Origin of the sequence: Marivita geojedonensis (assembly GCF_002115805.1) — a bacterium.
In the GTDB taxonomy this organism is placed as follows: Bacteria; Pseudomonadota; Alphaproteobacteria; order Rhodobacterales; family Rhodobacteraceae; genus Marivita; species Marivita geojedonensis.
Genome location: NZ_JFKC01000001.1, coordinates 632,439 through 642,567 on the forward strand (window position 1 = coordinate 632,439; position 10,129 = coordinate 642,567).

9 protein-coding genes and 1 pseudogene are annotated in these 10,129 nt (G+C 56.2%); all 10 read right to left on the minus strand.

What is annotated here, in order from left to right:
* Positions 1-10: 10 nt before the first annotated feature.
* Positions 11-184, minus strand: a pseudogene (locus tag MGEO_RS21095) (IS5/IS1182 family transposase); the annotation flags it as partial.
* Between the two features lie 102 nt (positions 185-286).
* Entirely contained in the window at positions 287-652 is a 366-nt protein-coding gene (locus tag MGEO_RS03095) for a MarR family EPS-associated transcriptional regulator (RefSeq protein WP_198948075.1), read from the minus strand.
* A gap of 367 nt (positions 653-1,019) precedes the next feature.
* Positions 1,020-2,963: an asparagine synthetase B family protein gene (locus MGEO_RS03100; RefSeq protein WP_085635207.1), complete on the minus strand. Its 1,944-nt coding sequence runs from the start codon at positions 2,961-2,963 to the stop codon at positions 1,020-1,022.
* Between the two features lie 8 nt (positions 2,964-2,971).
* Positions 2,972-4,018: a sugar-transfer associated ATP-grasp domain-containing protein gene (locus MGEO_RS03105; protein WP_233139557.1), complete on the minus strand. Its 1,047-nt coding sequence runs from the start codon at positions 4,016-4,018 to the stop codon at positions 2,972-2,974.
* 101 nt (positions 4,019-4,119) lie between these two features.
* On the minus strand, positions 4,120-4,572 hold the full coding sequence (locus tag MGEO_RS03110; protein ID WP_085635209.1) for a lasso peptide biosynthesis B2 protein: 453 nt from the start codon (positions 4,570-4,572) through the stop codon (positions 4,120-4,122).
* An 82-nt stretch (positions 4,573-4,654) separates the two neighbouring features.
* The gene (locus MGEO_RS03115; RefSeq protein WP_085635210.1) at positions 4,655-4,966 is read right to left on the minus strand and encodes a PqqD family peptide modification chaperone; all 312 of its coding nucleotides are present in this window, start codon (positions 4,964-4,966) and stop codon (positions 4,655-4,657) included.
* Between the two features lie 452 nt (positions 4,967-5,418).
* A complete protein-coding gene (locus tag MGEO_RS03120) occupies positions 5,419-6,336 on the minus strand; it encodes an HPr kinase/phosphorylase (RefSeq protein WP_143746219.1) in 918 nt (305 codons plus the stop codon).
* Positions 6,337-6,609: 273 nt separating this feature from the next.
* Complete coding sequence (locus MGEO_RS03125) at positions 6,610-7,827, minus strand: nucleotidyltransferase family protein (RefSeq protein WP_085635212.1); 1,218 nt, start codon at positions 7,825-7,827, stop codon at positions 6,610-6,612.
* A 76-nt stretch (positions 7,828-7,903) separates the two neighbouring features.
* The gene (locus MGEO_RS03130) at positions 7,904-9,616 is read right to left on the minus strand and encodes an ABC transporter ATP-binding protein (RefSeq protein ID WP_146132401.1); all 1,713 of its coding nucleotides are present in this window, start codon (positions 9,614-9,616) and stop codon (positions 7,904-7,906) included.
* A 353-nt stretch (positions 9,617-9,969) separates the two neighbouring features.
* A partial coding sequence (locus tag MGEO_RS03135; protein WP_143746220.1) for a transposase occupies positions 9,970-10,129 on the minus strand: 160 nt, incomplete at its 5' end.

Consider the following 10,129-nt stretch of genomic DNA (forward strand, 5'->3'; position numbering starts at 1 on the left):
GACAAGAATCAGTGCAGACGCATCTTGTTGCATGGCTGCGCTCATCATGCCGCCTGCCTGTCGGCGCAGCATCCCAGCTCATCTCGGGATCAAACCAGATCGTCAGCGAGCCCCAGCGCTTGAGCGCTTCATTGTAGGCCGGCCAGTTCCTGGTCTTGTAGGTCGGGGGTGTGGGTCTGCTCATGCATCCCGGCTACTACGCTGGATTCACGAGATGAATTCCTCATGAGATTTGTGCAACAGAGCCCCTCAAACCCCCGATAACGCAAACTCTGACCACAGCGTGTCATCCGGCGCCTTTCGATGCGCTGACCTTTGACGGTTTGTCGGGCATGTCTGCTTCGAGCGCTTCAATCTCGGCCTTGAGCGCTTCATACTCTGCATATTTCCGCCTGAGGAAACCGGCCGTCAGGCGTGCCTTTGCGTCAATCCCGCTTGGCGTGAGAATATAGGCGTAGCGGAGCTTGTTATCGGAGGCTCGGAAGTTATTGATCTTGACTTCGCCTTTCTCGACGAGCGCTTTGATCACGTAATTGACCGCACCAAGACTGAGACCCAACGCGTCCGAGAGCTGGCGTTGTGACTTCTCCGGATGCTCTTCCAGGAGCCGCAGCAGACGAAACCGGACGTCATCATCAATGCGCTTGCTCACAACGCCGGATCCACGGCTACCGCACCGGCGCTCACGGCGTCCGGGTTACATCTAATCTCGCACTGGTTGTGCGCGTTCATACATGAACGGGTAAAGCAGCTGCTTCCGCTATGCAATGGGATTACCGTCATCCATGGGGCCTTTTCTGTGCACTTGCCCAGAAATCGGGCACGTCACAGCGGTCAAACGGCGTCGCGTGTCGCGACGTTCAAAGCATGCGCGTCGGCTAGGCGCCCGTTCATACCTGACGCTGGGTTCTCAACCGCCGAAACGCAACAGCGAGAATTTTTTGCAGAATCTCGAAGTTTGTAGTCGGGGATATGACAGACGCCCTCAGGCCGAAAGCGACGGGATAGATGCATCATCATCAGGTTTGACCGCCTTTCGGGTCCGATCGGGCCGTCGCGCCTGTCTCGGTCTTTAAGCGTCCCGTCAGAAAACGTGCGAACTCAATTGGTTCACGCGCAAGCGCGAAAGCCATGGATGGCCCGTCGCCGCCGGTCGCCTCGGCAACGAAGGAAGCTTTGAGCGCGTCGGGGTCAGGGATCTCGTCAAGGGCCCTCTCGACCGCATCGAAGTCAAAAATCTCCGATAGTCGCGGGTCGTGACGCAGTCCGGACAATTCCTTCAGGTATTCGCTTTTCTGCTCGCTGAGGCGCATCAGACTGCAGGGAAAAGGCGCCAGCTTCTTGCGCCGGGTTCGTACGCTTTCCGGCAGAACATCCTGCATCGCTTCGCGGAAGATCGCCCGACCCATCCCGTCGCGCATGAAGAATGGCGTTGGCAAGCGAATAGCAAACTCGATCAGTTCCCGATCAAGCAAGGGAAATGCATACTGGATGCCGTGAGGCGCGCCTTGCAGAGCCCAGCTCTCCAGGCGATATGCAGTGAACGCTCTATGAAATAGAGCCAAACGGTTGCGCTTGGTATTCGCGCTCAAACGGATGTCGCCCCGCCACCGATTGCGAAAGGCCGGGCGCAAAAAAGACTTCAGCTTTTGATCCAGCGTAATGGCGGGCTCCTTGCCAGCGGCAAGACGCAGCAAATCTCGCAGGTTTGCGGGTAGAAAATAGGGCAGGACTTCGTTGGCAAAAATCCGCGCCTTCGAGGTGCCAAGCACCGCGGAACGCCCTTTGAGTTCCGCCCACAGCAACCGCCAGCGGCCTCTGACAAGGTACTCGGCATAGGAGCCGCGACCGTTGTAGGTGACGATCTCGTCACCGCCCCACCCGGACAGGATCACGTCAACGGCATCTTGATGGGCGGCCCGCAGGACCTTCTCCTCTTGATGTTTGAATCCTTCCAGTCGGTCGGCCCAGGCATCGACGATGACATCGTCACAATCTGCCGGAGTAATCTTTGTATTGTAGAGATTGGGCTCGCTCTGCAATGTTGCATCGACGTAAGGTCGCTCATCGATGAATTGGAGGTCTGCTCTAAGTTCAGAAACGAACGAATACGTATGCAGGTTCCGCCTGTGCTGGCCCAGGATGCGGGCGGCGAGAACTGAAATGGCCGTGGAGTCCAGCCCGCCGCTCAGATGTGCACCGATTTGTCCCTGTTTCGGGAGGCGACGACTCACAGCGGCGTCTAGAAGGTCTCGCAACTGTGTCGCGCAGTCCTCGAAATGCGACAGATCCTTGATCGGGTTTACGGCTCTCAATTTCCAGTAGCGATGTTGGTCTGTCAGGCCTTTCGACGAGATACGAAGAACATGCGCGGCGGGCAGGCGTCTCAAACCGGGAATTAGCGTGCCCTCCGGATCCGACATGTCGAATACGAAACTTTTTATGGCGGCCTCGACGTCCAAGTCTTCCGAGGCCAGTCCGCTGCGAACAATCATGTCAGGGTGCGAGGCCCAGGCGAAAAAATCGTGCGGTTTGTGAAAATAGAACAAGGGGCGTACGCCGGCATGGTCGCGCGCGAGCGTAAGTTGCTGTGTCTTGTCATCCCAGATTGCGTAGGCAAAATCTCCCTCCAGCTGATTTGGGGCATCATTCCCAAACTGACCATGTAATCGACAGAAGAGACGTTCGCGCTCTGAAGTGGAAAGATCGAGGGAACCAGCTATGCCCGGGGCGCGGTAGAGGCGCGCATCAGCCACACACAAAAATTGACCGTCGCATGTTGGGGGAAGGCCGGCGACATTCCGACCGATTGCGAGACGTCCCATGCCTATTTGCCCGGCGCAATGATGTTTAATGGCCCGTCGGGTTTCGGGCGCGCATGCAAAGACATCTCCCATTCGAGTCAGATCAGCGGGCGCCACGTGGGTACCGTCCAGCTTCCAGATCCCAAAAATCACGTCCATGAAAGTCTCTAAACGTACTCTGCAGCGATACTTGCAAAAGCAGTGTCTGCGATGGGACGGCCAGTCATCATCTGGAGATGCAGACTACCCCATCCGGAATTCGTTTCCAACAGCAACGGCCCGTCATCGCCAAAGGCGACATCCCAACCCAAGAATACATAATGAGGCAAATTGGTATGACCTTTGCGAACGACCGCAAGAACGTATTGCCAGTCAGGGAGGATCTTGCCTTCAAGTCCGCGGCTCGCAGAGGTTTGCGTTGCCTCATGGATTTCACAGATGCGCCCGGAGCTTGTTTCAATCAAGGCCATGTCGCCGCCCTGCGTGACTTCACTACCTGGTCGTGGCCAGACCACTGCTGCAGCAATGATTTCCACGGAGCCATCGTGTCTTCTACCCGTCACGATCCTGGCACAAAGCGGTGTTTCGCCGACGTAGGGAATGTGTTCCTTGTTCGCTTTGACAACAGTTTGGACGAGTGTCTTTCCATGGGTGCGTGAGTGTCCTGCGATATGTGCCTCCATCTGAGATCGCTGGAGAACCCGGTCCCTGCGCCGGTATGTGCCGTCGACCCAGATCCAACGCTCCGCACCGATGCCAGACTTGGTTCGAGCTGGTTTGAGCCATAGGTCGCGCCGCGGAACCGACCCTCCTTCTTCCTGTTGGCCGCTGTTCCAAACTGCAAGGAGCGACGGCGCCCGCAAGCCGAGCCTAGTACAAAACGTGTCAAAAAGCTGCTTGTCTGAAACCGGGCAGGGACCAGGGCACCACCCGGCCGCACGGTTGAGGACCATTAAGGATGAGGTGTTTTCGGTCCAGTAGAGGTAATCATCCAAACGCGCGCGCCGTTCTGGTAGCCAAAGCTTGTACAGAAAATATTCCAGCGGTGGTATATTGTAGTGCACGGCAAGCAGCCACGCATCGAGAATGCGCGAGGGTGCGGCCTTTTGTTCAAGGCCGCACCTTATCGCTGTGGTGAGAGATCCGATTGGCCATAGCAAGGCCATCGCAGACTTCGCGGCCAGTCGTTTCCATGCGGGATGTCCGGAGAACATGTCGTGGCGTCCGATGACCCGCAAACGATGCATGACTGGGCTACCACGAGCTTCATTGGCCGGATGAAATGGGAACCCCAATTGGCTAAGCCGAACCAGCCTCATGCGAACTTTGCGAGCGGTAGATATTCGGAGACATCCGGACCGCCAATGATCACTCTTTCTCCCGCGCGCAGCCAAGCATGCGCGTTGAAACCATCCGGATCCGAAGTCCGCTTTTCGGCATCCCGGTGAACTCCGAAATAGGCCGTCGTAGGTATGCCGCGCCGTTTCAACAACAGCCGGGTCGCCAAGGTCTGCTCTATGCAAACTGCCTTGAAGGGAACCACCATCGATGCCCGTTGCACCGCCGATGAAACACGCATCGCGACACCAATCTGCGCGATGGGCAAAAAAAGTGAAGTTTCCCGCATCGGAAGGCCCAAGACCCGGGTATGCAAGCGCATCGGAAACAGCGTAAGAAATCGCCCAAGCAAAAGCGCTGCCGCTGCTTCGATCAGTAACGCCTTACGATGCCTTGGTGTGCGTAGAAACCGCCTGGTTGCGGTCATCATTGTCAATCACGCCCGGATTCTTGCAAATGACTAGAAACCTGCGTTTTCCAGATCATCGCGCGAGTTGAATTGCTGTAAATCATCACTCACCACTCCCGGAAAGTGTTTCATTGGTACCCACGCGAATGATTAGACCGTGGTCCAACAAGTCATTCAGAAAAGACATGGTCTGCACTTCACAAATTCCGCGATCCACATCGTATTCTGCCAAAAGAAGGTCAATGATGCCGGAAACCGAAGTGGACCCTTCAATTGAACGCCAAATTGCTTGACCTGTTTCCTCGACGGAGAAGTAATGACCGCTCTCCACGCGCATCATCAGTGTCTCAGGGCCAATATCGGCTTCCAACTGGTGCTCGCGTTTCTCGATGATATCGTGCAAGCTTAATTTCATTGCTTGTTTCCAGTGAGGCGCGTCGCCCTAGCTACGTCGTTCCCGAACGTATTCCGTGTCAGGGAAAAAATTGCCCGATCCAGTATGTCCCAGCACAAATAGATTGTGGCATCTGCAGTCCGGTCCCACACCAAGGCAAGCGGTATATGCTCGGCTAGAAACCGGTTCAGCCTTCACGAGGCTGTTCCATGCGAAGTATTCTTGTCGGTGCTCACATGTGTTTTTGTCACCGCTGCGTTGACTCGACTCGCGTTCAAACACGGCCTTGACCAGGCTTTTTTGACAACCGACTCAGTTGAGCAATTATTAACCACAACGACGCACTCCTTCAAAGCAACCATCCACCGGGAACCTACACGTTGAAATAGCCTTTGGCGTGATTTAGGTCAACATGTACAGGATCAGGCTGGCTGTTTCGACGCAACCCAACATGTAGAGTGGCGGGCCAGCCTTCAAAGCTGGTTGGATGATAACCAGTGTTCCTGCAACAGTGCGATGGTCGTGTTAATCTGATCAAAGTCATATGCTCGCTCTAGGCGATACACCTTGGCCTGTCGTAGGATCGACACCGCAGCCTCGAAGTAAAGCGCCTCATCCCCAAGTTCTTGCACGAGAAATGGCCTGTAGGCTTGACTTCGGACCACCGCCGCGGCTTCAGAACTAGGAAGAGCAACAATTCTCGGCATTGCAGGCCCGGGTACACGTGTCAGTTCGACGACTTCCAGTATCGAGGCACTCGCTTTCGTATTGAGCCCCGATTCCACGTAGTACTTGTCGAGTCCTCGCAGAACTGGCTGCGTCACGCCATTCGTGATCTCAAGCATTTTGATCGATTGCTGCCAGAGTTTCAGCTTGCGGCCATCTGAGTGCGCAATCGCCCCATCTGTTGTCAACTCGACGGCGCAAATATCATCACACAAGACCTTGAACCCATGCCGCTGGAGTGCGGCAGCCATAGTGGATTTGCCAGCCCCGGACTCTCCACAAAACAGGACCGCTCTTCCCCCGATGTCTACGGCGCTTGCGTGCAAGGTAACGACCTTGCGCATGTGGAGGACAATCCCAAGCACAGATCCGATCAGGTAGGCTGCAACGTCGTCATGGGCCTCGGATTGCGGCCACACAGAAACCGTCCCGTCCGCTGAAATCTCGAACACGGCCACATCGGGAACTACAAAATGAAAGGTTGTTTCATCGCAGGCCCAGTTCAACCCCGTCATCTTGGGCGTGCGCGGGTATGACGGTTTCCGGCTGGCATGCACAAAACTCAGCTGAGGATGTTCCAAGCCGGTAATCTCCTCCACAAGTCCCGGCAATTCGAATTCGCTTTCGATAACCAGGCCCGCACTTCTGTAACGTTTTGCTTTCAAATCGGCGTCCCGAACCCGTTGGAGGCGCGACACCCCATCCACCGGCAGGCGCTAGGGTGGTCGCCTTGCAGGCTCAAGCGAACCCAGCCACCGCGCGCATCTCGCTGCAACATCGGGTGCATTCGAAAAAAATGGATCTGTGATGTTGGACGAACCATGCCTGCTCCTTTCTTCGCCAATATGTCAGTTAACACGCGAACGGGACAAGCGTTCTGGCTCTCGGTCGCACGATCCGGCGCGACGCTGTTCTGCCGAGCCGGGCACCGCGATTGTTCAGCGGCCTTTGGCCGGTGCAGTCCGCAAGCGTCCCAGCATACGTGCAGCACGAACAAACAGGTAACCAAACTCCAGCCCATGTGGAAGGTCAACCATGGCCAGTTCCGGCGGGCTTGGTGCCAGGAGCGCACGCAGTTGCGTGGTCAACCGTTTCGGCTGGTCTGACATCGAAATCTCCATGTGACGCAGCAGTCCTTTGGCGATTTCGAGGGGGTGTCCCGGGGGAGGAGGATCGTCAACTCGGCTCGCTGTTTCCAGCATCCAGGTGAGAGACTGCGCCGCCAATTCCTTGCATTTTGGACAGTCTCCAAGCAATTGCCTGAGCGGACCGGGAAGTGGGGTGTCATCGATTTGCGTGATCATCATGATTGCGGCGCCAACGACGCGCGACATCCCGATTTCGTGAGCGCGATTTACCAGACCATGCCAGTCGTTCCGGACAAGGCGTCCATTTCGAAGGGTCCAGCGAATATCATTCAGCCATTTCAATCGCATCCAGCCATGGGCCAATCCGTGCGCGCAAAGGTAAATGAAGTGATCGAGTCCGTCGGGAACAAGGATTTCGCCTATTCCATCAATGACCGTGGAATGGCCCCAGGCATGTTGAGGGGCAGTGGGCATCATGCCTTCGACCTTTTGCCAGCGCCAATGCATCTCGACGCCGATGCCTTTTGATGGCGCAAAAAAAAGCAGCTGATTTGTCACCCGCATCAAGCGTTCTGTCTGGCGCTCAGAGCCCAGAAGCTTCCTGAACTCCGAGCTGTATCCCATGGTTTCTAAAACCGAGGCAGCCTCGCTGGCTTGGCTCGGAGGTATCAGGAGATCGATGTCCCCCGGATCACGTAAGGCCACATCTTCATGAATCACCATGGACAGGGGCGCGCTTTTCATCACCGAAGCCGTGATCCCGGCGTCCCGAAATGCCTGTGCTAGCAGGCCTGTCTCGCGTGCCAGAGCCAGGGCGCGCAAGGCGCGTTCACGGGAGATCTCGATGAGCTTGACGCGCGCAGCATCAGGCACCTGAGCGTCCGGTAGCCATTCAAGATTGCGCCGCAGAAGCAGAACTGATTTGTGTCGTGCTGCAAGGTCGATGATCCGGTGCCAGTCGACGGGCGGGTCAGGCGCGCGCGGATCCGGTCCAGTGAGTTGGACCAGCGCCCACCATGCATTTCTGGCCTGATCCGTTTCTTGTGTCGGGGTGGGGTCTTTGATCATCGGCTCATGGAATTAAAAAATCTCGCCGGCAAAAATGGCCGCTTGGGTCGTTTCTGTAAGATAGGTCATACAATCCCTATTTCGCGCCCCCCTGCTCCACCTCGATCCTGCCACCATCCAGTCTCAAGATGCGATCAGCAAGCTCCAGACTGGCGGGCCTGTGCGTGATCAGGACAACAGTACGTCCCGCCAGGGCTCTGCGCGCTGTTTCCACGAAGCTTGCTTCGCCTTCCGGATCAAACATCGCGGTCGGTTCGTCAAGGATGAGTATCGCAGGTTTCTTGAGCAGAGCCCGCGCGAGGACGACGCGTTGCCGCTGACCTCCGGACAGGCGGATACCTGCTTCACCGATGATCGTATCGAGGCCTTCAGGTAACTCTGAAATGAACGGCCAGGCCTCCGCCTCACGCGCGGCTTGTTCTACCTGATCGCGCGCTGCGGAGGGTAGTCCGAACAGGATGTTTTCGGCGATCGTTCCATCGATCAACGCCACCCGCTGTGGTACAAGCGCGATGGCCTGACGATATCCGGAAAGCTCCAGAGACGAGATTTCCTGACCATCAAGGTAGATCTTCCCTGCGTCCGGAGTTCTGAACCGCATCAGGAGATCGACCAGCGTACTTTTGCCTGCACCATTCTTTCCAATGATGGCCACGGTTTCGCCCGCTGAAATATCGAAACTGACGCCGCTTAGGAGCTGGGGGCGGCCTGCATGGCGAAAGCTCACATTTTCGAAACGCAGTGCCCCATTTATCGGGGATGGCAGCGGGGCTCCTCCGCTGACCTCGGGGGTCATGCCGAGCACGATATTCATGTGACGAAGTGCACCACGTGCCTGCTGGAACTGCCCCCACAAATCGGCAAAACTCGCAACGGGACGTGTCAAAAGGCCCGCGTAGAGCAGGAAACTGACCAGTTCGGCGGGCCCCATTTGGCCTTGGGATACCTTGCTACCTGCCAACCAGATGATGAGCACGACAGCGGCGGACGCCGTGAACTTAATGGCTGGTCCCAGTAGGCTCTGATATGCGGCCATGCGCTCCTGCAGAGCGCGGTAGTGTGAGACGCGCGTCGTGATGCGATGCTTTTCGAGTTCCTCACGCGTGTAGGCCTTGACGGCCTGCAACACAGAAAGGTTTTCGTCTGCAAGGGAAATCCAGGCTGCATACGCATGGCGAAGCTCACCGGCCAATGGGCGAATGTGCCGACCAAACAGCTTCATGAACAGGTAGAAGCCTGGTACGCCAAGAATGACCGGTACAGTAAGAATGGGGTCGATCTTCAGCATCAGGGCGAAAGAACCTGCGAGAACGATCGATTGTGGCAGGATCCCAAGAACGGATCCCGTCACGAATTCGCCCAAGACATCCACTTCGCGCGACACCAGAGACAAGAGGTCTCCTCGTCTCTGGTCCTCAAGCCACGACAAGGGCAGGCGCTGTAGATGATCGTAAACCTTGATGCGCAGCTGCGCTGTTAATCGCTCAATCGTACGTTGCAAAACGCGTCTTTGAAGGACCTGTAGTCCAGACTGAATGAAGAGAAGAGCGATCAGGCCGCTGGCCAGCAGGCCGATCGAAAACTCGGTCTGCGCGAACAGCCCGCCAACGATGGATCCGCCCAACCAGGGAACAAACAGAACAGCGCCGCTCTCGAGCACCATCAGCAACAAACAAAGCGCCAGATGCCAGCGGAACGGCCAAAGGTTTTGCTGCAGGAAGGCCGTGTTCACGATATCATTCGCCTGCTCATACTTCTCCAACCCTGTTCGGAAATAATGCGTTGCCAAAGTTCTGCCGACAAGCTTCGGTCCGCGATTGATGCAACCCACACACCAAGCTGGCCTTGAATCACGGCGATGGAGGTGCTGATGGACGAACCCAAATAACTAAATGCGGAGATTTTCGATGACGATCAGATTGAAGCCCGTGAAGCGTTGTGCCGCAAGCGCAGAAATATTTTGGTTGTCTTCCAGACGTCTCATGATGGGTATGCTTCAGTATGGGTCAGCGCAGGTTTCTTGCGCTACGACAACAACACCCATGCGGTGTCCGCACGGCTGGACTACAGCGTAGCTGAACAATAGTCATTTGTAGCTTGCTGTGACGATCGGAATAGCCATCGGATCATTAGGGTTAGGATTCATAACCAGTAGATCACGACAGCAGCGAGTGCGATGGCTGAGAGGAAGACCTTGGGACAGCGGTCATAGCGTGTCACCACGCGTCGCCAATCCTTGAGCCTGCCAAACATAATCTCGATGCGGTTGCGCCGTTTATATCGGCGCTTGTCGTATTTGATC